The sequence below is a fragment of the Actinosynnema pretiosum genome, from assembly GCF_002354875.1.
In the GTDB taxonomy this organism is placed as follows: domain Bacteria; phylum Actinomycetota; class Actinomycetes; order Mycobacteriales; family Pseudonocardiaceae; genus Actinosynnema; species Actinosynnema auranticum.
Genome location: NZ_CP023445.1, coordinates 2,313,730 through 2,334,412 on the forward strand (window position 1 = coordinate 2,313,730; position 20,683 = coordinate 2,334,412).

18 protein-coding genes are annotated in these 20,683 nt (G+C 72.5%); 8 read left to right on the top strand and 10 right to left on the bottom strand.

All coding sequences use genetic code 11. From position 1 onward, the window contains the following. Positions 1 to 85 precede the first annotated feature (85 nt). The 6 genes from CNX65_RS10470 to CNX65_RS10495 form a co-directional block, all read right to left on the bottom strand. Positions 86 to 2,125, bottom strand: a complete 2,040-nt coding sequence (locus CNX65_RS10470) for a cellulose binding domain-containing protein (RefSeq protein WP_096492601.1) — start codon at positions 2,123 to 2,125, stop codon at positions 86 to 88. 266 nt (positions 2,126 to 2,391) lie between these two features. Next, positions 2,392 to 3,402, bottom strand: a complete 1,011-nt coding sequence (locus CNX65_RS10475) for a glycine betaine ABC transporter substrate-binding protein (protein ID WP_096492602.1) — start codon at positions 3,400 to 3,402, stop codon at positions 2,392 to 2,394. Further along, positions 3,399 to 4,175 carry an ABC transporter permease gene (locus CNX65_RS10480; RefSeq protein ID WP_096492603.1) on the bottom strand — a complete coding sequence of 259 codons (777 nt, stop codon included), beginning with the start codon at positions 4,173 to 4,175 and terminating at the stop codon, positions 3,399 to 3,401. Before CNX65_RS10480 ends, CNX65_RS10475 begins: the two co-directional genes overlap by 4 nt. Further along, entirely contained in the window at positions 4,172 to 5,284 is a 1,113-nt protein-coding gene (locus tag CNX65_RS10485; protein WP_096492604.1) for an ABC transporter ATP-binding protein, read from the bottom strand. Before CNX65_RS10485 ends, CNX65_RS10480 begins: the two co-directional genes overlap by 4 nt. Beyond that, on the bottom strand, positions 5,274 to 5,924 hold the full coding sequence (locus CNX65_RS10490; protein ID WP_096492605.1) for an ABC transporter permease: 651 nt from the start codon (positions 5,922 to 5,924) through the stop codon (positions 5,274 to 5,276). The genes CNX65_RS10485 and CNX65_RS10490 overlap by 11 nt, the downstream gene beginning before the upstream one ends. Positions 5,925 to 6,313: 389 nt before the next feature. Then, positions 6,314 to 6,952 carry a hypothetical protein gene (locus tag CNX65_RS10495; protein WP_096492606.1) on the bottom strand — a complete coding sequence of 213 codons (639 nt, stop codon included), beginning with the start codon at positions 6,950 to 6,952 and terminating at the stop codon, positions 6,314 to 6,316. A 405-nt stretch (positions 6,953 to 7,357) separates the two neighbouring features. Between CNX65_RS10495 and CNX65_RS10500 the strand changes: the two genes are divergently transcribed. From CNX65_RS10500 to CNX65_RS10515, 4 genes are read left to right on the top strand one after another with little or no spacing between them, the layout of a single operon-like run. Further along, positions 7,358 to 8,494 carry an ABC transporter substrate-binding protein gene (locus tag CNX65_RS10500; protein WP_096492607.1) on the top strand — a complete coding sequence of 379 codons (1,137 nt, stop codon included), beginning with the start codon at positions 7,358 to 7,360 and terminating at the stop codon, positions 8,492 to 8,494. 3 nt (positions 8,495 to 8,497) lie between these two features. Continuing rightward, positions 8,498 to 9,409: an ABC transporter permease gene (locus CNX65_RS10505; RefSeq protein ID WP_096492608.1), complete on the top strand. Its 912-nt coding sequence runs from the start codon at positions 8,498 to 8,500 to the stop codon at positions 9,407 to 9,409. Then, the gene (locus CNX65_RS10510) at positions 9,400 to 10,230 is read left to right on the top strand and encodes an ABC transporter permease (protein ID WP_198320456.1); all 831 of its coding nucleotides are present in this window, start codon (positions 9,400 to 9,402) and stop codon (positions 10,228 to 10,230) included. The genes CNX65_RS10505 and CNX65_RS10510 overlap by 10 nt, the downstream gene beginning before the upstream one ends. Before the next feature lies 1 nt (position 10,231). Then, positions 10,232 to 11,302, top strand: a complete 1,071-nt coding sequence (locus CNX65_RS10515; protein WP_096492609.1) for an ABC transporter ATP-binding protein — start codon at positions 10,232 to 10,234, stop codon at positions 11,300 to 11,302. Between the two features lie 77 nt (positions 11,303 to 11,379). On the opposite strand, the gene CNX65_RS10520 is transcribed toward CNX65_RS10515, so the two are convergent. Then, on the bottom strand, positions 11,380 to 12,822 hold the full coding sequence (locus tag CNX65_RS10520; protein WP_096492610.1) for an LVIVD repeat-containing protein: 1,443 nt from the start codon (positions 12,820 to 12,822) through the stop codon (positions 11,380 to 11,382). Positions 12,823 to 13,025: 203 nt separating this feature from the next. Here CNX65_RS10520 and CNX65_RS10525 point away from each other — a divergent pair, with 203 nt between their 5' ends. After that, positions 13,026 to 13,652 (top strand): DUF305 domain-containing protein, encoded by a 627-nt coding sequence (locus CNX65_RS10525; RefSeq protein WP_096497718.1) that lies wholly within the window; start codon positions 13,026 to 13,028, stop codon positions 13,650 to 13,652. Between the two features lie 188 nt (positions 13,653 to 13,840). On the opposite strand, the gene CNX65_RS10530 is transcribed toward CNX65_RS10525, so the two are convergent. The 3 genes from CNX65_RS10530 to uraH all read right to left on the bottom strand — a co-directional run bounded on the left by CNX65_RS10530 (position 13,841) and on the right by uraH (position 15,178). After that, positions 13,841 to 14,101 (bottom strand): hypothetical protein, encoded by a 261-nt coding sequence (locus CNX65_RS10530; protein ID WP_096492611.1) that lies wholly within the window; start codon positions 14,099 to 14,101, stop codon positions 13,841 to 13,843. A 211-nt stretch (positions 14,102 to 14,312) separates the two neighbouring features. Continuing rightward, complete coding sequence (locus tag CNX65_RS10535) at positions 14,313 to 14,789, bottom strand: nucleoside deaminase (RefSeq protein WP_096492612.1); 477 nt, start codon at positions 14,787 to 14,789, stop codon at positions 14,313 to 14,315. A 92-nt stretch (positions 14,790 to 14,881) separates the two neighbouring features. Beyond that, positions 14,882 to 15,178, bottom strand: coding sequence for a hydroxyisourate hydrolase (uraH, locus tag CNX65_RS10540; RefSeq protein WP_096492613.1), 297 nt, complete (start codon positions 15,176 to 15,178; stop codon positions 14,882 to 14,884). Positions 15,179 to 15,339: 161 nt separating this feature from the next. Here uraH and CNX65_RS10545 point away from each other — a divergent pair, with 161 nt between their 5' ends. From CNX65_RS10545 to CNX65_RS10555, 3 genes are all read left to right on the top strand, one after another. Further along, positions 15,340 to 16,908, top strand: a complete 1,569-nt coding sequence (locus CNX65_RS10545; RefSeq protein ID WP_232519778.1) for a PucR family transcriptional regulator — start codon at positions 15,340 to 15,342, stop codon at positions 16,906 to 16,908. Positions 16,909 to 17,024: 116 nt separating this feature from the next. After that, positions 17,025 to 17,972 carry an SMP-30/gluconolactonase/LRE family protein gene (locus CNX65_RS10550; RefSeq protein WP_096492614.1) on the top strand — a complete coding sequence of 316 codons (948 nt, stop codon included), beginning with the start codon at positions 17,025 to 17,027 and terminating at the stop codon, positions 17,970 to 17,972. Between the two features lie 232 nt (positions 17,973 to 18,204). Further along, the gene (locus CNX65_RS10555; RefSeq protein WP_096492615.1) at positions 18,205 to 20,655 is read left to right on the top strand and encodes a sensor histidine kinase; all 2,451 of its coding nucleotides are present in this window, start codon (positions 18,205 to 18,207) and stop codon (positions 20,653 to 20,655) included. The last annotated feature ends 28 nt before the right edge of the window (positions 20,656 to 20,683 follow it).

The following is a 20,683-nucleotide window of genomic DNA, read 5'->3' on the forward strand; positions in this document are numbered from 1 at the left end:
CCCCTGTCCTATCGCCTGCGCAGGTGGTGGGGCAGACCCTGATCGGGGTATGCCCCACCACCCGATCACCGCAGCGCGGCGGTGATCACCGCAGCGAGCACGGCGCGCCGTTCAGCGAGAACGCGGTCGGCAGCCGGTTCGGGCCCTGGTAGGAGCCCACGAAACCGGTCGAGACCGTCGCGCCGGGGGCCAGCAGCCGGTTGCCCGCGTCGGCGGTCACCGTCACCGACCGGCCGGACTGCGCCCACGCGCCGCTCCAGCCGCTGTCGACCTTCTGCCAGGTGGTCGGCCAGTCGAACGCCAGCACCCAGCCGTCCACGGGGGTGGTCCCGGTGTTGGTGACCTGCACGTCGCCGACCCAGCCGTTGCCCCAGTCGTTGGTGTTGGCCAGCTTCACCGCGCAGGTGGACGAGGCGGGCGCGGTGGTGCGGAACACCAGCGGCGGCGAGGACCACGACACCCGGCCCGCGTTGTCGCGCGCGATGACGTTCACGGTGTACTCGGTGCCGGGGGACAGGTTGGTGGCGGTGAAGCTGCCGCCGGTGGTCTCGCCCCACTGGTCGGTGCGCGTGCCGACCTGGCGGTGCACCTCGTGCTTGGTGCCCGGAGCCGCGACGGGCAGGTCGATCACGGCGCTGCGGTCGGTCACCGAGGACGCGGTCGGCCGGGCGGGCGCCGCCGGGCCGGTGGTCGCGGACGTGGGCGCCAGCTCCAGCGCGGTGATCGAGTACGGGGCGAGCGAGACCGCGCCGGACGCCCCGGTGGACGTGGTGATCGCGGTGTCGCCGTTGCCGTAGGTCCGCACCACCGCCGAGGACCTCGGGGTGAACCCGGCGTAGTCGAGCGCGACCGACTTCGCCGCGTCCGGGTCCCGGTTCACCAGCAGCACCGACAGCCCGCCGTCCGGTCGCCGGGCGGCGTGCGCGCGCACCAGCGGGTCGGTGCTGGAGGCGGCCACGAACTGGTCGCCGGGGCGCGCGAACCGGGAGGTCAGCGCGAGCGCGTGGTACGGCGCGAACGGCGTGTTCAGCGCGGGCTGGCACACCGAGCCGTCCTCGGTGCAGTTGGCGCTGGAGAGCAGGCCGAAGTCGTCGTAGTCGGTCTGACCGGCGACCGTGCTGACCTTGCCCAGGCCGTTGTGCGCGTTCCACCAGTCGACGGTGAACGCGCCGCGCTCCAGCAGCGACGCGTAGGCGTCGGCGGCGAACAGCGCGGTCGGCTGGGTGTTGCGGGCGAAGTTCGTGTTCAGCTCGGTGAACGCGATGCCCAGGTCCCGGCCGGTGTGCCCGCGGATCTGCTCCTTGGCCATCGCCATCATCTCGGGGATGGTGTCCGCGCTGCTCAGCAGGTCCGGGGCGTTCGTGCCGCGCGGGTACCAGTGCAGGATCACGAAGTCGATGTCCGCGCCCGCCGTGGACAGCACGACCTGGTTCCACGAGCCCGCGTCACCGGCGGCCGTGATGGCGTCCGGCCACTCGCCGGGCGTGGTCAGCACCGCGCCGATCTTGATGCTCGGGTCGACGGCCTTCATCGCCCGCGAGTAGTCGCGAACCAGGCCCGCGTACCCGGCCGGGCTCTTGTCCTCGTGGTGGTCCTCCTCCCACGCGGTGCCGTAGTGGCCGTTGCCGTAGAGCTCGTTGCCGATCTCCCAGTACTTGACGCCGTAGCCCTTGTCGACGTTGGCGCTGCGCACCCAGTCGGCGGCCTCCTGCGGCGTCCCGGTGCCGTAGTTGGCGGTGACGATCGGCTGACCGCCGGCGCGCCGCACGCCTGCCATGAACGTGTCGAAGTCGGTGTTCGGGGCCACGTAGCCGCCGGGGGCGGTGTGGTCGCGCCAGTGGTAGATGTCCGAGTACGAGCCGCCGGGGTAGCGCATGGCCCGGACACCCGCGTCTTTCAGCAGGTCGGCGACCTGCGGGGTGCCGAGCTGGGAGTCCCAGATGGCGTGGTTGACGCCCATTCCCAGCTCGGGGGCGGTTTCCAGGCCCGCGCGGGTGTTCACCGAGACGCGGGTGTCGACGGCCTGGGACGTCGGGGGATCGGCGCTCGGCGACGCCGCCGCGGGGGTGGCGAGCGGTGCGGCGAGCAGGGCGAGTGCCAACAAAGCGGTGCGGGGAGCGCGCATCTGCCGTCCTCATCGACGATGATGATTGGGAGCGCTCCCAGACTGGGAGGGGGAGGGGCGGATGTCAATCGTCCGGCCGCACCCCCGTGCGCTCACGGGGACACCGGGCACCGCGCCGTCCGGTGGTCCCGCGAAAGCGAGCGGGGCGGGTGGGGGACCGCGCCGTCCCCCGACCCGCCCCCGTGTTCGCCGCTAGCGGCGAACACGCGCTTTTGCTTCTCGCCGTCGGCGGCGGGGTCTTGCGCCCTGCCGCCGACGGCTACCCGCTAGCGCCGCGCGCCCGCCGCCATGGTGTCGTCGGGGATCGACACGAACCCCTCGCTCACCATCCAGTCGCGCGCCACCGCCGCCGGGTCGCGGCCGTCCACGTCCACCTCGGCGTTCAGCCGGATGATCGTGTCGTTGTCCAGCTCCTCGAACACCGGCGCCATGATCCGCTCGATCTCCGGGTGCTGCCGGTGGAACTCCTCGCGCAGCACCAGGGAGGCGTTGTACTGCGGGAAGAACCTCCGGTCGTCCTCCAGCACCACCAGGTCCAGCGCCAGGATGCGGCCGTCGGTGGTGAACACCTCGCCGAAGTTGCACAGCCCGTCGGCGGTCGCGGTGTAGATCGTGCCGCTGCCGAAGGTCTTCACCTGCGCCGCGCCCGCGTCGAAGCCGTAGGTCCGCGCCACGCCGGGGAACCCGTCGTTGCGGCTGATGAACTCGGTCTCCAGGCAGAACACGCCCTTGCTCGGGTCGTTCTTCACCAGCTCGGCCATCTGGCTGGTGGTGCTGAGGTCGTTGGCCTCGGCGAACTCCCGCGTCACGGCGAACGCGTAGGTGTTGTTGACCTTCGTGTACTCCAGCCACACCAGGCCGTTGCGCTCCAGGTCGGCCTCGCGGACCGCCTCGTACTGCTCGCGCTCGCCCTGGATCGGCTCGGTGTTGCCCAGGTAGCTGATCCAGCCGGTTCCGCTGTAGTCCCAGGACAGGTCGGCGTCACCGGTCAGCAGCGCCTGCCGCGAGCTGTTCGAGCCCTGGATGTTGGTCATGTCGTTGACCTCGGCGCCCGCCGCCGCCAGCGCGACCTCGGTGATGTAGCCGAGCACGATGTTCTCGGTGAAGTCCTTGGACCCCACCGAGACCTTCACGCCCTCCAGCGCGGGCTCCGGCCGGATCGAGCCGGGCGCCACCTCGAACGGCAGCGCGAACGAGCTCTCCAGCCCGCAGCCGGACACCGCGAGGCACAGCGCCGCGCCGATCGCGGCCAGGCCCCTCCTGCTCCTGCCGCTCATCGCAGCCCCTTCGGTCCCAGGTAGGTCTCGGCCACCGCGCCCAACCAGTCCACGAGCAGCGCCAGGCCCACGGCCAGCACCGCCCCGGTCACCAGCACCGGCACGCGGGCCAGCTTGTAACCGGTGTCGATCAGCAGGCCGAGGCCGCCGCCGTTGACGAACACCGCGAGCGTGGCCACGCCGACCGCCAGCACCAGCGCGGTGCGCAGGCCGGCCAGGATCAGCGGCACCGCCAGCGGCAGCTCCACCCGGCGCAGCACGGTCAGCGGGGACATGCCGATGCCGCGCGCCGCGTCCACCAGCGCCGGGTCCACGCCCTGCAGGCCCACCACGGTGTTCCGCAGCACCGGCAGCAACGAGTAGAACGTGATCGGCACGACCGCCGCCCACGTGCCCTCGGCGCCGGTGGCCATGAAGTACAGCACCAGCACGCCGATCGCGGGCGCGGCCTGGCCGATCGTGGCCAGCCCCAGCACCAGCGGGGCGGCCTTGCGCGCCCAGCGCCGGGTCACCAGCACGCCCAGCGGCACCGCGATCGCCACGACCAGCGCGGTCACGATCAGGCTGATCACCAGGTGGTCCCTGGTGGCGGTCAGCAGCGACGAGGCGTTGATGCTCTGCCGCTCGATCGAGTCCAGGTCCAGGCTGAACGCCCACAGGAGCACCCCGCCGACCAGCAGGACCGTGGCCGCGGGCTGGACCAGCAGGCGCAGCCCGTCCGCGCGCGAGCGCGTGGCCGCCGGGGTGGGGCCGTTCACTGCGGTCGCGGTCACGCGGGAGCCCCCGCGTGGTCGTCGCGCGCCTGCTGCACGGCGCCCATGACGGTGTCGATCTCGACCAGGCCGACGTACTCGCCGCGCTTGCCGGTCACCACGGCCGCGCCGCCCTCGGTCAGGATCGCCTCCAGCGCGTCCTGCAGGGTCGACTGGAGCGACACCAGGTCGCCGACGGGCTTGCGGCTGCGCGGGTTGCGCGCGTGCACCCAGCTGACCGGGCGGTTGCGGCCGTCCAGCAGCAGCGCGAACTCGCGGCCCGCCTCGTCGAGCTTGCGGCGGATCTCGGTGGCGTCGGTGTCCTGCGGGGCGGTGACCGCGCTGGCCAGCTCGACCTCGCGCACCCGGCGCAGGGTCAGCTGCTTGAGCGAGGCGCCCGCGCCGACGAAGCCCGCGACGGTGTCGTCGGCCGGGTTGGCCAGCACCGCCTCCGGGGTGTCGTACTGCAGGATCCTGGACTGCTCGCCCAGCACCGCGATGCGGTCGCCGAGCTTGACCGCCTCGTCGAAGTCGTGCGTGACGAACACGATCGTCTTGCCCAGCTCCGACTGCAGGCGCAGGAGCTGGTCCTGCAGGTTGCCGCGGGTGATCGGGTCGACCGCGCCGAACGGCTCGTCCATCAGCAGCACGGGCGGGTCGGCGGCGAGCGCGCGGGCCACGCCGACGCGCTGCTGCTGGCCGCCGGAGAGCTGGCGGGGGAAGCGGTCGCGGTAGTCGGCCGGGTCGAGGCCTACCAGGTCGAGCATCTCGTCGACCCGGTCGCGGACCTTGGTCTTGTTCCAGCCCAGCAGGCCCGGCACGGTGCCGACGTTCTGCGCGACGGTCATGTGCGGGAACAGCCCGGCCTGCTGGATGGCGTAGCCGATGCCGCGCCGCAGCTCGTCGGGGTCCAGCGAGCGGGTGTCCGCGCCGTCGATGGTGATCGTGCCGGAGGTCGGCTCGATCAGCCGGTTGATCATCCGCATGGTGGTGGTCTTGCCGCAGCCCGACGGGCCGACGAACACCACGATCTCCCCGGCGGGGATGGTCATGCTCACCGAGTCGACGGCGGCGCGCTTCGTGCCGCCGTACCGCTTGGTCACGTCCACGAGTTCGATGTCACTGGCCACGGATCCCCCTAGAGACGGTGTAGCGTCCGATCAGCGCGAAGACCCCGTCGAGGAGCAGCGCGAGGACGATGACGCCGAGCGTTCCGGCGATCGCCTGGTTGGTGGCGTTGGCACTGCCCGCCCTGGTCAGCCCGGCGAAGATCTCCACGCCGAGGCCGGGGCCGCGCGCGTAGGCGGCGATCGCGGCGATGCCCATCAGCATCTGGGCCGAGACGCGCATCCCGGTCAGGATCGCGGGCCACGCCAGGCGCAGCTCCACCGAGGTGAGCACGCTGAAGCGGCTCATGCCGATGCCCCGCGCGGCGTCCCGGACGGACCGGTCGACCCCGCTCAGACCGACGATCGTGTTGCGCACGACGGGGAGCAGGCCGTAGAGCACCAGCGCGGCCACGGTGGGCGGCGCGCCCAGGCCCAGCAGCGGGATCAGCAGTCCCAGCAGGGCGAAGGAGGGGATGGTGAGCACCGCGCTGGCCAGGGCCGTGGCCGTGGCCGAGCCCAGCGGGCTGCGGTAGACGGCGATCCCCACGCCGACACCGATCAGAGCGGCGATGATCGTGCACTGCACGACCGCGCTCAGGTGGAGCAGCGACTCGGTGAGCAGCCTGCTCCACCGGTCCGCCACGAAGTCCCAGAAGTTCACGGCGACACATCCGGTTCGATTTCGATCACGGGCGACTCCTCTTCCCATTCGGGCGAGTTCCAAACACCTGCCTGCTACTCCTGGCAGCGCCCTGCGTTGGGCCGTTTGAGGTATACCGGCGCAGGGGTCGCCGATGGGGGGTGGTTCTGGCGATGTCAGGTAATCGTCAGGTGCGCTGAGTGACGATGTGCGGCCTTGTGCTGGGAAAACCCCTGTTGGGGGCCGGGTTTTTCGGTAACCGGCGGTAGTGCCCGCTGGAGACCCGTCGTGCGGTGGTCCGCAGCCGGGTGTGGCGCGCGTGACAGATGTCGGGGTTGCGGGATTGTTGCGCCACTGACATTTCGCGCGTGCGTGCAACGTTTTCGGCGTTGTGGCGCAAGGGATGCGGATCACGTTTGAAGCGGATTCCCCCGGGTGGTGGGAAGTGCGGAGCGGCGCTTGGCGCGCAGCACGAGCCAGGCGATCGGGTAGCCGACCGCGGCGAGCAGCGCGATCGCCGGGATGTTCCGCCCCAGAACGAAGGTCCCGAGCAGCAGGTCCGCCACCGGGATCGCCAGGCCCAGCGCGAACGCCCAGTTCGGCGCGGTCCTGCGCTTGCCCGGCCTGGTCCACGCGGTGCGGCCGAACGGCTTCGCGGTGGAGAACCACACCTGGCACGCCAGCGCCGAGGCCATCAGCAGCGAGCCGAACCGCATCAGCGCGGGGTCGCCGTCCAGGCGCAGGTTCGGGCTCAGCACGAAGATCCCCAGGTGCAGCTGGCTGAACGTGATCACGAACTTCGCCAGCACCCACCAGTGCCGGAAGAACCCCCACGGCGTCAGCGCGGACAGCGCGAGCCCGGTGAACGCGGACGTCGTGGCGGCCAGTTGCACCGCCTGGTGGTCGATCACCAGCGCCATCCCGAACGCGGCCTCGCGGGCCCCGCCGGACAGGCGCAGGGCGTTGGTGGTGATCAGGGACAGCGCGAGCGCCATGGACATCCAGAGCGCGGACGACACCACGTGCGCCCACACCAGTGCTTTTCGCATCGGAGAACCCCCTGGTCGGTCGGATCGCCGGGACACCCCGGCGACCGGCGAAGCTAGTGCGGCGGAGGGGGTCGCGGCGGGGCGATGCGGGTGACTCCGGGGGAAATCGGGGCCGGGCTCGGGGTCGCCACGGGGGTGCGGCCCAGGGGTGGGCCGGGATTCGGGCGTCCGGACCCCGGAGCGGTGCGGAGCAGCACGGAGCGTCACTCGTCGTAACCGCGATCCCCCGTCCGGAGGCTCCCGTTCACCGACTGGAAACCCTTGCTGCACTGGGAATTCTCCATTCACGTCGGCAGGGTCTCAGTCCCGTCACCTTCCTTGACACCGCTACCGAGAGTTCTGAAGCCTTCCCCCGTCCGGTGCTCCGCCTGCCCGGAAAGCCCGTCCACGAGGAAGGTCCTCCCAGTGATCCACAACCGTGCTCTCCGTGCGGTCGGCGCGGGCGCCGTCGCGCTGGCGCTCGTCACCGCCTGCGGCGCCCCGCCCGCGAAGGACGGCGGGAACGCCGCGTCCGGCGGCTCCGCCGCCTCGGCGAAGTCCGCCGCCGACCTCGGTGGGATGGACAAGCTCGTGGAGGAGGCCAAGAAGGAGGGCGCGCTGAACGTCATCGCGCTGCCCCCGGACTGGGCCAACTACGGCGAGATGATCAAGGCGTTCGGCGACAAGTACGGCATCGAGGTCAAGTCCGACCAGCCCGACGCCTCCTCGCAGGACGAGATCAACGCCGCCGAGCGGCTCAAGGGCAGTGACCGCGCGCCCGACGTGTTCGACCTCGGCCTGAACGTCGCGATCGCCAACGCCGACAAGTTCGCGCCCTACAAGGTCGCCACCTGGGACGACATCCCCGCAGAGCTCAAGGACGCCGACGGCCGCCACTTCGCCGACTACGGCGGCTTCATGTCCATCGGCTACGACGCCTCCAAGGTCCCCGCGCCCACCAGCGTCAAGGACCTCCTGAAGCCCGAGTACAAGGGCAAGGTCGCGCTCAACGGCGACCCGACGCAGGCGGGCGCCGCGTTCTCCGGCGTGCTGATGGCCTCGCTCGGCAACGGCGGCTCCGCCGACGACATCGCGCCCGGCGTCGAGTTCTTCAAGCAGCTCAAGGCCGCGGGCAACTTCCTGCCGGTCGACCCGACCCCGGCGACCATCGAGTCCGGCCAGACCCCCGTCGTGATCGACTGGGACTACACCAACGCCGCGCAGACCGCGAAGCTCGCGGGCAAGCTCGACTGGAAGACCGTCGTGCCGCAGGACGCGCAGGTCGGCGCCTACTACAACCAGGCCATCAACGTTGACGCCCCGCACCCGGCCGCCGCGCGGCTGTGGCAGGAGTTCGTGCTCTCCGACGAGGGCCAGAACATCTACCTCAAGGGCATGTCCCGCCCGGTCCGCATGGAGGCCATGACCGCGGCGGGCACCGTCGACACCTCGGCCGCCGCCGCGCTGCCCGCCACCGGCGACAAGTCCGTCTACCAGACCCAGGCGCAGGCCGACAAGGCCAAGCAGGCGCTCGCCGCCACCTGGGCCCAGGCGGTGGGCTGACCGGTGGTCGCACCCGTCGACACCTCGGCCGGGGGCGGCAGAGCCGCCGCCCCCGGCCGAGGGCCGTCCCGCCGGTCGTGGGCGGCGTGGCTGGTGGTCGTGCCGTTCCTCGCCTACGTCGGCACGTTCCTGCTCTACCCGACGGCGCTCGTGCTCGCCGGGGCGTTCCAGGACGACGACGGCGCCTTCACCCTCGCCAACCTGACCACCCTCACCGAGGGCGTCTACCTCCAGGCGTTCCTGCGCAGCGTCCAGCTGTCCGCGCTCACCGCCCTGATCGGCGCCGCGCTCGGCGCCCTGCTGTCCTGGGCCGTGGCCTCGGGCAGGCCCGAGGGCGTCACGCGCAAGGTCGTGCTCGCCGCGTCCGGCGTCCTCGCCCAGTTCGGCGGCGTGCCGCTCGCGTTCGCGTTCCTCGCCACCGTGGGCTTCCAGGGCCTGGTCACCCGGTTCCTGGCCGACACCCTCGGCGTCGACCTGTTCGCGACCGGCGCGTGGTTGTTCGAGCTGCCCGGCCTCACCCTGGTCTACACGTTCTTCCAGATCCCGCTCATGGTCATCGTGTTCCTGCCCGCCGTCGACGGCCTGCGCCCGCAGTGGCGCGAGGCCACCGAGAGCCTCGGCGGCTCCGGCTGGACCTACTGGCGGCACGTGGGCGGCCCGATCCTGCTGCCCGCGTTCCTCGGCTCGGCGCTGCTGCTGTTCGCCAACGCGTTCTCCGCCTACGCCACCGCCGCCGCCCTGGTGTCCCAGGGCAGCCCGATCGTGCCGCTGCAGATCCGGGGCTTCCTCACCGGGGAAGTGCTGCTGGGGCAGGAGAACCTGGGCAAGGCGCTCGGCCTGGGCATGATCGTCGTGGTCGGCGTGGCCATGGGCCTGCACGCCCTGCTCCAGCGGAGGTTCGCCCGATGGCAGTGACGCGGGAAGCGGCGCCGCAGGAGCCCGCGAAGCCCAGGCGCCGCAAGGGAAGCGGCGGCGCGCTGCGCGCGGTCGTGCTCGTTGTCCTCGGCGCGTACTTCGCGCTGCCGCTGGTCGCCATGGCCGAGTTCTCCACCAGGGGCGCCAACGGCACGCGCAGCCTCCAGTCCTGGTCCGGCATCGTCACCGACCCGGACCTCGTCGAAGCGATCTGGGTGTCGGCGCAGCTGGCCCTGCTGTCCTCGCTGCTGGTGCTGGCGCTGCTCGTGCCCACCATGGCGTGGATCCGGCTGCGGCTACCCGCGCTGCGCCGCGTGGTGGAGTTCCTGTGCCTGCTGCCGGTGGCGATCCCGGCGATCGTGCTGGTGGTCGGCATGGCCCCGCTGTACGCCTGGGTCGACTACTTCCTCGGCGACTCGCCGCTCACCCTCGCGCTCGCGTACGCGGTGCTGGTGCTGCCGTTCGCCCACCGCTCGCTCGACGCGGGCCTGTCCGCGATCGACCTCAAGACCCTGGCCGAGGCCGCCAGGGGACTGGGCGCCGGCTGGGGCACGGTGCTGCTGCGGATCGTCGTGCCGAACATCCGCACCGCGCTGATCAGCGCCGCGCTGCTGTCCGTCGCGCTGGTGCTGGGCGAGTTCACCATCGCCTCCCTGCTCAACTTCGACACCCTCCAGGTGCGGGTCAACCTGATCGGCAAGCGCGACGCGGGCGTGTCCATCGCGGTGTCGCTGCTGTGCCTGCTGTTCGCTTTCGCGCTGCTGCTCCTGCTGTCCTCGGCGGGCAGCAGGCGGCGCCGCGCCACCGCCGAGGAAGGCTGAGATGGGTCATCTGGAACTGAAGGGGCTGCGCAAGTCCTTCGGCGGGCACACCGCGCTCGACGGGCTCGACCTCGACCTCGCCGAGGGCGAGCTGATCAGCCTGCTGGGCCCCAGCGGCTGCGGCAAGACCACGGCGCTGCGCATCGTCGCGGGCTTCGAGACCGCCGACGCGGGCTCGGTGCTGGTCGAGGGGCGCGACATCACCGGCGTGCCCGCGAACCGGCGGGACATGGGCATGGTGTTCCAGGCCTACAGCCTGTTCCCGAACCTCACCGCCGCGCAGAACATCGAGTTCGGGCTCAAGCTGCGCAAGCAGCCCGACCGCAGGGCCCGCGCCGGGGAGCTGCTGGAGCTGGTGGGCCTCGCGCACCTGGGCGGTCGCTACCCGCACCAGCTGTCCGGCGGCCAGCAGCAGCGCGTGGCGCTGGCCCGCGCGCTGGCGATCCGGCCAGGGGTGCTGCTGCTGGACGAGCCGCTGTCGGCGCTGGACGCCAAGGTCAGGGTCGGGCTGCGCGAGGAGATCCGCCGCATCCAGACCGAGCTGGGCATCACGACCCTGTTCGTCACGCACGACCAGGAGGAGGCGCTGGCCGTCTCCGACCGGGTCGGCGTGATGTCCCACGGCAGGCTGGAGCAGCTGGACACCCCGTCGAAGGTGTACCGGGAACCGGCGTCGGCGTTCGTGGCGCAGTTCGTCGGCGTCACCAACACCGTGGCGGGCACGGTCGAGTCCGGCGGGGTCCGGCTGGGCGCGCACCTGCTGCCCGCGCCCGGCGCGCCGGGGGTGGCGTCCGGCGACGCGGTGTCGGTGATCGTGCGGCCCGAGGACGTCGAGGTGACCGCGCACCCCGCCGGTGGCGGCGCGGCCGGTGGTGACAATGCCGGCGCCCTGATCGGAACCGTTGTGGCGCAGAGCTTCCTGGGGCCGGTGACCCGGCTCTCGGTGCGCCTGGCCGGTGGGGAGCAGGTCGTGCGGGTGGACCACCCGTCGTCCCGCGCCACCGACTTCCCGGCGGGCGCCGAGGTGGCGCTGCGGGTCGCGCCGGACCGGGTGCTGGTCGTCCCGGCCTGATCGATCCCCCGCGGGACAACGGGAAGGGGCCACCGGATCACCGGTGGCCCCTTCCGCCTCAAGGGTTCTGGCCCTGGTTACCGGAACAGCTCCCGGTAGTGACCCTGGGTCTGCACGTTCAGCTCGTCGGTGCGCACCAGCTTCGCGGTGAGCACGCGCGGGTCGCGGATGTCCAGCACGTCCAGGCCCTTGGCCATGTCCGAGCTGTACACGTACCCGTTGTAGTAGTACGCGGACCACGTGCCGCCGCCCGCGCCGTTGGGCAGCGGACCCCGCTCGAAGAACCCGATCTCACGCGGCCGGGTCGAGTCGGTGAAGTCCCACACCGACACGCCGCCCTGGTACCAGGACTGCACCATGATGTCGCGGCCCTGCACCGGGATCAGCGACCCGTTGTGCGCCACGCAGTTCTCGGTCTCGGTCTGGTGCCGGGGGATCTTGAAGTAGCTCTTGAACACCAGCTCCCGGTCGTCGCCGCGCCCAGTGATGTCGTAGATGCCGTCCGCGCCCCGGTTCGGGCCGATGGCCTCGGTGCAGGTCGCCGCGCCGCCGCCGCCGAGCTCGTCGGTGAAGACGACCTTCGTGCCGGTGTTGTTGAACGTCGCCGAGTGCCAGAACGCGAAGTTCACGTTGTCCTGCACGCGGCTGATCTCGCGCGGGTTCTCCCGGTCGGAGATGTCCCAGAGCACGCCGTCGCCCATGCACGCGCCCGCCGCCAGGTCCTTCGACGGGTAGACGGTGATGTCGTGGCAGCCCGAGGTCGCCGACACGTACCCGGTGGCCACCGAGCCGCTGCGGCCGGGGTTGCCGCCGTCCGGGAACAGCACGCGCTCGCCCAGCAGCGAGGCCGCCGTGGGGTTCTTCAGCGGCACCTTCACGATGGAGATCAGGTCGTGCGGCGGCTGGCAGTCCGGGAAGGCGGCGTTCGGGCTGTACGAGGAGACGTACAGGTAGACGTCCTTGCCCTTCTTGTCCGGCACCAGCGTGTGCGTGTGCGAGCCGCACTTGGTCTCGACCGAGGCGATGTAGCGCGGGTTGCGCTTGTCGCTGATGTCGAAGACCTTGATGCCCTCCCAGGCGTCCTTGTTCGACGCGGCCAGCGGCGTGCTGGCGCAGGAGTTGTCGCTGCGGGAGGAGTCGGTGGACAGGAACAGCAGGTTGTCCTTGACCGAGATGTCGTTCTGCGAGCCGGGGCACAGCACGGAGCTGACGACCTTCGGCCGGCGGGGGTCGCGGATGTCGTAGATCGTGAAGCCGTCGTAGTTGCCGTCGAAGGCGTAGCCGCTCTGGAACGCCACATCGGTCCACGTGGACGAGCTGGTGAACGGCGCCTGCTTCGGCACGTTCGCGACGTGCTTGACGTTGCGGCTGGTGCGGATCTCGTCCACGCCGGGGACGCCGGGCTGCTCGGCGCTCTCCAGCTGGGCCTCGGACAGCCCCGAGAGGTCGTCCTCAGGCGCGGCGACGGCTTGCGGCCCCCAGGCCGCCATCGACAGCGCCAGTGCGATCGCCCCCAGCATGGCGGCAGGCGCTCTCCGCCGCCCGGCCGCACTGCGGATCTTCACCACGTGTTCCCCTTCCAAGGCACGTGCAGGGAATCGCAGTATTACCCCTTCGCAAGGCTAAGAACCAGACCCGGACGGTGGTTTTCCGAACGGTTCTCAAGGGGTGGTCCGCGAGGTATGTTGATCCGTGATCCGATCGCTGAGGGGGTTTGGTGCGGATGCGCGCGGTGATTCTCGCCCTGGTGGTGGCGGTGTTCGGCGCGGCGGCGGGGTGCGCCGCCGGGGCCGATCCCGACGCCGCCCCGGTGATCGCTCCCGGCAGGCCCGGCGAGGCCGGGCAGACCGTGGCGCCGGGGGACGTGGGCACCGACCTGTGGTCCGCGCCGACCGAGGTCGACCTGGGCTACGTGGCGAAGATGATCACCCACCACCGGCAGGCGCTGGCCATGACCGAGCTCGCCCCGGACCGCGCCGAGAACGACGTGGTGCGCCGGATCGCCTCCCGCATCCACGACGTCCAGGGGCCCGAGATCCAGGCCATGGAGTCCTGGCAGCGGCAGTACGGGCAGGTCGGGGAGGCGCACGGGCACGTCGGCGGGGTGGAGGACCACGGCGGGATGCCGGGGATGGCGACCGAGCGGCAGCTCGCTGAGCTGGCGGCGGCCAGGGGCGCGGACTTCGACCGGCTGTTCGTGCGGCTGATGGTCGCGCACCACGAGGGGGCGCTGGAGATGGCGCTGGCGCAGCTGAGCGAGGGGACGGACGTGCGGGTCGAGGAGATGGCGAACGACGTCGTGGCGACCCAGAGCGTGGAGATCGAGCGGATGCGCGCGATCCCGCTCTGAACGGGTTCCCACCGCGTTCCGCAGCGTTCCCGATCAGTTTCGGCGCTGATTCGTGTTTCCCGGTCGCGGCTATTTGTTACGCCCGCGATAAATGATCGACCTGACCGGCGCGGGGAATTTACCCGCTGCCGCGCGAGAGCGGGAGCGCCCGTTCGGGTGCTCCCGCTTCGCGCTTTCGCGACTCGCCGTCACAACGGGCCGGGCGCCCCGCAGCGGATCTTCACCACCTTGGAGTAGCGGGTGTGCGTCCCGTGGTCGAAGGGCTCGCCGCACGAGCCGTACGACCACCAGCCGACCTCGACGGTGCGGGTGGCGTCCGAGTAGTAGGTGATGGTCACGCTCTCACCGGGCCCGGCGGGCGGGATGGCGCTCGCGGCGGGCGCGGCGGCGAGCAGGGCGCCCGCGGTGAGCGCGAGGGCGGCGGACAGGGTGGCGGTTCTGCGCGGCACGGGGGCCTCCCGGTGGTGGGGACTGGGCGCGAACGACGCTAACCGGCCCCTTGACCTGCGGCGACGGCTGAACGGCCGGAAGCCGCGCCCGCCCGTCGCCGACCGATCGGGGCAGGCGCGCCCCGAGCGGGGCCGCGCTGCGGCCAACCGCCCGCGCCCCCTCGGAGCCGGGCAGCGGCAGGGCGGCGCGGTGCCCCCCCGAGGGACGCGGTCAGTAGTCCACCCGCCCCTGGTGCGCCCGCCAGGCGTCGAACGGGGCCGTGTCCACCTCCGTCGGCACCCGCAGCACCGGCAGGTCCCACGTCTCCCTCGGGCGCGCGAGCAGGTCGTGGAACGCGCTGTCGTCGAACCCGGCCGCCGCCGCGTCGTGCCGGTCCGCCGCGTACACCACCCGGTCCACCCGCGCCCACAGCGCGGCCGACAGGCACAGCGGGCAGGGCTCGCACGAGGACACCAGCACGCACCCGGTCAAGCTGAAGTCGCCCAGCGCCCGGCAGGCCGCCCGGATCGCCACGACCTCCGCGTGCGCGGTCGGGTCGAGGTCGGCGGTCACCCGGTTCGCGCCGGTGGCCACCACCTCGTCCCCGCGCGCCACCAGCGCCCCGAACGGCCCGCCGCCGTCCGCGACGTTGCGCACCGCCAGGTCCACCGATCGCCGCAACCAGTCCGGCTCCCGCTCCGCGCCCATGCCGATCCCTCCTCGTCGTGACCGCGCCCCGCCCGTGCCTGCGGGAACGCGCAGTGCCGCCCGCGCCCGGTCCCCGGCGCGGGCGGGGGTGGTCAGCTGCCCCGGTAGGTCGAGTACGCGAACGGCGACAGCAGCAGCGGCACGTGGTGGTGCGCGTCCGGGTCGCTCACCCGGAACGACAGCACCACCTCGGGGAAGAACTCCGACACGCCGCCGGTGTCGAACACCAGCCGGTGCACCCCGACCTCGGGCGACGGCCACCCGGTGATCCGCCCGTCCGGGCCCGTGCGCCCCTCGGCGAGCACCTCGCCACCGCGCTCCAGCCGGACCGGGACGCCCTCGGCGGGCCTGCCGAGCGCGGCGTCGAGCACGTGCGTGCTGATGGTCACCGAAGGACCTCCTCGTGGGCCGGGCGGCCAGTACACCCGCGCGGGGGCCCACCCGGCTACGGAGCCGCCGCACGAGCACCAGCCTGCCGCGCCCGGCGGTTTCGTGCTTTCCTACGAGCCCGGTCGGAGGAAGCCGGTGATGCGGAGGTCGCGCGGTGCTGGTGGGCGACCTGCTCCGGATGCCGGACCTGCGGCTGCGCGCCCGCACCGGGGACCGCTGGCTGGACCGGCCGGTGACCGGGGCGCGCACCACCGAGCTGACCGATCCCGGCCGCTACCTGGACGGCGGCGAGCTGGTGCTGTCCGGGCTGCACTGGCACCGCGCCGACGCCGACTGCGCGCCGTTCGCCTCGGCGCTGGTCGGGGCGGGCGCGTCGGCGCTGGCCGCGAGCCGGGCGGGCGCGGGGGAGCTGCCGGACGCGCTCGTCGCCGCGTGCCTGGCGGTCGGGCTGCCGCTGCTGGAGGTGCCCGAGGACGTCTCGTTCGGGGCGGTGGCGGAGCGGGTCGTGCTGGAGCTGGCCGGTGGCGCGGGCGCGCGGCTGGCCGGGCACCGCAGGCTGGTCGCGGCGGCGGGGGAGGGGCTGGAGCGGCTGGTCGCGGTCGGGGCGGCGGAGCTGGGCGCGCCGTGCCGGGTGCTGTCCACCACCGGGCGCCTGGTGGCCGGGCCCGACCTGCCGCACGAGCGGCGCGCGGCGCTGGTGCGCGACTACTTCGACGCCGAGCGGCTGCCCGCGGCGGTGCGGCGCACCGCGCTCCTGCCGGTCCGCGCGCGCTCGACGACCGGCTGGCTGCTGGCGGTGGACGGCGGCCACGCGCACGACCCGACCGCCCTGGAACTGGCCGACCTGCTGGCCCTGGAGCGCGCGCGGGTGCTGCGGGAGCGCGCGGCGGCCACCCGCGCGGCGACCCCGCTGCTCCGCGCCCTGACCACCGGCACGGGCGAGCTGTCGACCCGCGCGGCGGCGGCCGGCCTGCCGGAGGGCGCACCGCTCCGGGTGGTCGTGCTGTCCACTTCGGACGGCCAGGAGGCCTTGCCGCTGCTGGAGGAACTCCTCGCACCGCTCGCGCCGGACGCGCTGGCGGGCCTCTGGGGCGCGGGCTCAGGGCAGGCTGCGGGCACGGGGGCGGACGACCTGCTCGGCGCGGGCGGCACGGGCACGGGGGCGAGCGCGAACCCGCCGGACGGAGGACCGCCGCCCCCGGCCACCGCCCCCCGCACCGCCTGCGCCGTGCTCCGCACCCCCACCGACCCGTCCCCGGCCCTCCGCCGAGCCCTCCGCACCGCCCTCCCCGCCCTGGCGGGCCGCAGGGTCCTGGTCGGCGTCTCCTCCCAGGTCCGCGCCGCGGCCCTGCGCGGGGCCGCGCAGGAGGCCCGCTGGGCGCTGGCGCTCGCCGCCGAGCGCGGCGCCCGCACCGAGGTCGTCCCCGCCGCCGAGATCCCCCCGCACCGACTCCTCCTGGCCGCGATCCCCGATCAGGCGCGCGCCGACCTGCGCCGCCGCCTGCTCGGCCCCCTCCTCGACCACGACGCCGCGCGCGGCGCCGACCTCCTGAACACCCTGCGGGGGTTCCTGGACTGCTCCGGCTCCTGGACCACCACCGCCGAGCGGCTGCACGTGCACGTCAACACCCTGCGGTACCGAATCGGCCGGGTGGAGGAGCTGCTCGGCGTCGACCTGTCCCGCTTCGACCGGCGGGTCGACCTGTTCCTCGCCCTCCAGGCCGGGTGACCGGCCGCCCCGCCCTGACCTGTCGATTCCCCGTCCCCCCTTCACGCCACCCCGCTCCTGCGGAAAACTCCGGAACCGGACGTCCCGAGCCCGTCGAGCGAAGGAGCTGTCACCGCGTGATCCGCACCACCGGAGCCGTCACCGCCCTCGTCGCGGGGCTCGTCACCGCCCTCGCCGCGCCCCCGCCCGCCGTCGCGAGCCCCGAGCCCCCGGCCCGGCACGCCTTCCCCGCGGAGTTCCCCCTCCCCGACGGCTTCCTGCCCGAGGGCATCGCCATCGGCGACCGCCCCACCGCCTACTTCGGCTCCCGCGCCGACGGCGACCTCTACCGCGTCGACCTGCGCACCGGTCGCGGCGAGGTGTTCAGCCAGGGGCCCGGCACCGCCTCCGTCGGCCTCGAGGTCGACCGGGCGGACCGCCTCTTCGTCGCGGGCGGCGCGGCGGGTGACGGCCGGGTGGTCGACGCGCGCTCCGGCGCCGTCCTCGCCTCCTACCGCTTCGCCCGTGACGCCGACACCTTCGTCAACGACGTGGTCGTCACCCGAACCGCCGCTTACTTCACCGATTCCCGCAAGGCGCTCCTCTACCGCCTCCCGCTCGGTCGCGCTGGTGAGTTGCCCTCGGAATTCGACGTCGTCCCGCTCACCGGCGACTTCTCCCTGACCCCAGGTGTGAACAACGCCAACGGCATCACCACCACCCCGGACGGGCGCGCGTTGTTGGTCGTGCAGAGCAACACCGGGAAGTTGTTCCGGGTGAACCCGGACACCGGGCTCGCGCGCGAAGTCGACCTCGGCGGGGAAGTGCTCACGAACGGTGACGGGCTGCTGCTCGACGGCCGCGGGCTCCACGTCGTGCAGAACCGCCTGAACACCGTCGCGCTGTTCTCGCTCGACCGCGCCGGGACCGCTGCGTCGCTGGTCACGAGGGTGACCGACCCGCGCTTCGACGTGCCGACGACGATCGCCCGGTTCGGCGATCGGCTCTACCTGCCCAACGCCCGCTTCACCACCGAACCCACTCCCACCACTCCGTACAACGCCGTGGCGATTGTCAAGCCGTGACGTTCCGGGACCGCTGAGTCCCTAATGTCCCCCCTAGTTCCCAACGGCCCCCTGTTCGGGTGATCGCTCGACTGGGTAGCCTCTGTCTACGCGCTGTGCGTGATCGCGGTCTCTTCGTTACTTTGATCTTGGGTGTTAACGTTCTGTTCGCCGATCGGGTGAACGAAGAGGCGGCTCGCTGTCACGCCCGCGTTTACCGGCAAGCAGGAAGTTCACGAGGCTGCGGAGCGCTGTGAAGCAGAAGGACAAGGTGGAGGCGGGCACCAACCAGAAGACCATCCGCTCACGGCTCACCAGCGTGGTGGTCGTGCCCAGCGTGGTGCTCCTGGTGATGTGGCTGGCCTTCACCTCCTATACGGTCTTCGACGGCTTCTACACCCGCGCGGTCGCGGTCAGCGTCAAGGACGCGTCGATCCCCGCGGTGAAGGCGTTCACCGCGCTCCAGGAGGAGCGCAAGACCGCGATGTCGGTGCTCGCCAAGGGCACCCAGGACCTGACCGCGCTGCACGAGCGGCAGCGCGTCGTGGACGAGGCGAGCACCGTGATGCGGGCCGCCTTCGACTCCGTCTACGACAGCGCGCCCGACCAGGTCAAGGCCCGCATCAACGAGCTGAACGCCCTGCTCGGCGAACTGCCGCAGCGGCGCGCCCAGGTCGAGACGGGCAAGGTCCAGCGGACCGAGGTCTACAACTACTACAACCGCGTCCTCGACGCGGGCACCACCCTGTTCGACACCCAGGCCCGCGTCGTCCCCGACACCACGGCGGCGCACGGCGGCCTGACCGCGACCAACCTGTTCCGCGCCGCGGACTGGATGTCGCGCTCCACCTCCCTGGCCCCGGTCGTCATCGGCGCGGAGGACCCCAACCCGGAGGACCGGCTGGAGCTGGTCAACCTGATCGCCTCCTACCACTCCCTCATGGTCACCACCGGCCCGGTCGTCGAGGACCAGCTCAAGGAGCGCTACGCGGCCCTCACCGGCTCGCCCGAGTGGGCCACGCTCTCCAAGCTGGAGAACGACCTCATCACCGACCCCGACGCCCGGATCAGGCTCGCCGACTGGGAGACCGCCGCGGGCCCGGTGGGCGAGCGGCTGATCGACCTCGCGGTCCAGCAGGCCACCGTCGCCTCCGACGCGGGCCTGAACCGCAGCAACAGCCAGTTCATCACCGTGCTGGTCTCCAGCCTGGTCGCCCTCATCGTCGTGCTCGGCGGCATCCTCACCGCCGTGCGCACCTCGAACCGGCTGGTCAACCGCGCGCTGATCACCCGCCTGGTGTCGCTCAAGAACGACTCGCTGACCCTGGCGCACGAGCGGCTGCCCGACATCGTCGACCGGCTCCGCGACGGCAAGCACGTCGACGTGGAGGCCGAGGTCCCGCCGCTGGACTACGGCAGCGACGAGATCGGCCAGGTGGCCGACGCGTTCAACGCCGCCCAGTTCACCGCCGTGGCCGCCGCGGTCAAGGAGAGCCAGGCCCGCGAGGGCGTCAACCGGGTCTTCCTCGACATCGCCCACCGCAACCAGGGCCTGGTGCACCGCCAGCTGAAGATCCTGGACAAGCTGGAGCGCGAGGAGGAGAACCCCGAGCAGCTCGACGCGCTGTTCCAGCTCGACCACCTGGCCACCCGCGCCCGCCGCAACGCCGAGAACCTGATCATCCTGGCGGGCGAGAACCCCGGACGGCAGTGGCGCAAGCCCGTGCGGCTGCTGGACGTGCTGCGCGCGGCCGTCGCCGAGACCGAGCAGTACGTGCGGGTCAAGGTCAACCCGGTGCCCGAGGTCGCGCTGGTCGGCGCCTCGGTCGCGGACACCATCCACCTGATCGCCGAGCTGGTCGACAACGCCACCGCGTTCTCCTCGCCCCGCTCGCAGGTGCAGATCCACGCCAGCGAGGTGCCGCAGGGCGTCGTGGTCGAGATCGAGGACCACGGCCTGGGCATCAGCCCCGAGGACCGCGACGCGCACAACGCGATGCTGGCCGACCCGCCCGAGTTCGACGCGATGCGCCTGCGCGGCGAGTCGCGGCTGGGCCTGTTCGTGGTCGCCCGACTGGCCGCGCGCCGGGGGGTCCACGTGGAGCTGCGGGAGTCGCCGTACGGCGGCACCCTGGCGATGGTCCTCGTGCCATCGTCGAGCGTGGCCGCGCCGAACACGCCCACCGAGTCCGACACGACCATGCTGCTGTCCAGGCGCAGCCTGCACGAGCACGTGATCCCCAGGCAGCACCCCGACCTGGTGGACGAGGCGGACGAGGAGGAGGAGACCACGACGTTTCCCGACAGCTCGCGGGAGCTGGAGGGTTTCTGGGCGCAGGCCGAAGCCGCTGCGAACGAGGATTCCCGAGCAGCGGAAGGGCGACTGAGCGGAGGGCTCGACCTGTCCTCGCACAGCGGCTCGCTGGAGCCGCCCCGGCGCACCCGACCCGAACCCGAGCGCGAACGACCCGCCGACACCGGCCGCCGCCGCGCCGACGCGGGCGGCAGGCCCGAACTGCCCCGAAGGCGCAGGCAGCAGCACATCGCGCCGCAGCTGCTGCGCACCGACTTGACCCCGACGTCCGAACCGCTGTCCGAGGGCCCCGCCGACCAGCAGTCCGCCGACCAGGTCCGCAAGGACTTCTCGGCGTTCCAGCGCGGCACGCGGGACGCCCGCCGCCGCGACGAGGCGCCCGAATCCTGATCCGCAGTGGACGGACGACCGGAACCCG

What these genes read in the sequence shown, in the direction of transcription:
- CNX65_RS10470 (WP_096492601.1), bottom strand. Translation starts at nt 2,125, where the DNA reads ATGCGCGCTCCCCGCACCGCTTTGTTGGCACTCGCCCTGCTCGCCGCA.
- CNX65_RS10475 (WP_096492602.1), bottom strand. Translation starts at nt 3,402, where the DNA reads ATGAGCGGCAGGAGCAGGAGGGGCCTGGCCGCGATCGGCGCGGCGCTG.
- CNX65_RS10495 (WP_096492606.1), bottom strand. Translation starts at nt 6,952, where the DNA reads ATGCGAAAAGCACTGGTGTGGGCGCACGTGGTGTCGTCCGCGCTCTGG.
- CNX65_RS10510 (WP_198320456.1), top strand. Translation starts at nt 9,400, where the DNA reads ATGGCAGTGACGCGGGAAGCGGCGCCGCAGGAGCCCGCGAAGCCCAGG.
- CNX65_RS10515 (WP_096492609.1), top strand. Translation starts at nt 10,232, where the DNA reads ATGGGTCATCTGGAACTGAAGGGGCTGCGCAAGTCCTTCGGCGGGCAC.
- CNX65_RS10520 (WP_096492610.1), bottom strand. Translation starts at nt 12,822, where the DNA reads ATGCTGGGGGCGATCGCACTGGCGCTGTCGATGGCGGCCTGGGGGCCG.
- CNX65_RS10525 (WP_096497718.1), top strand. Translation starts at nt 13,026, where the DNA reads ATGCGCGCGGTGATTCTCGCCCTGGTGGTGGCGGTGTTCGGCGCGGCG.
- CNX65_RS10535 (WP_096492612.1), bottom strand. Translation starts at nt 14,789, where the DNA reads ATGGGCGCGGAGCGGGAGCCGGACTGGTTGCGGCGATCGGTGGACCTG.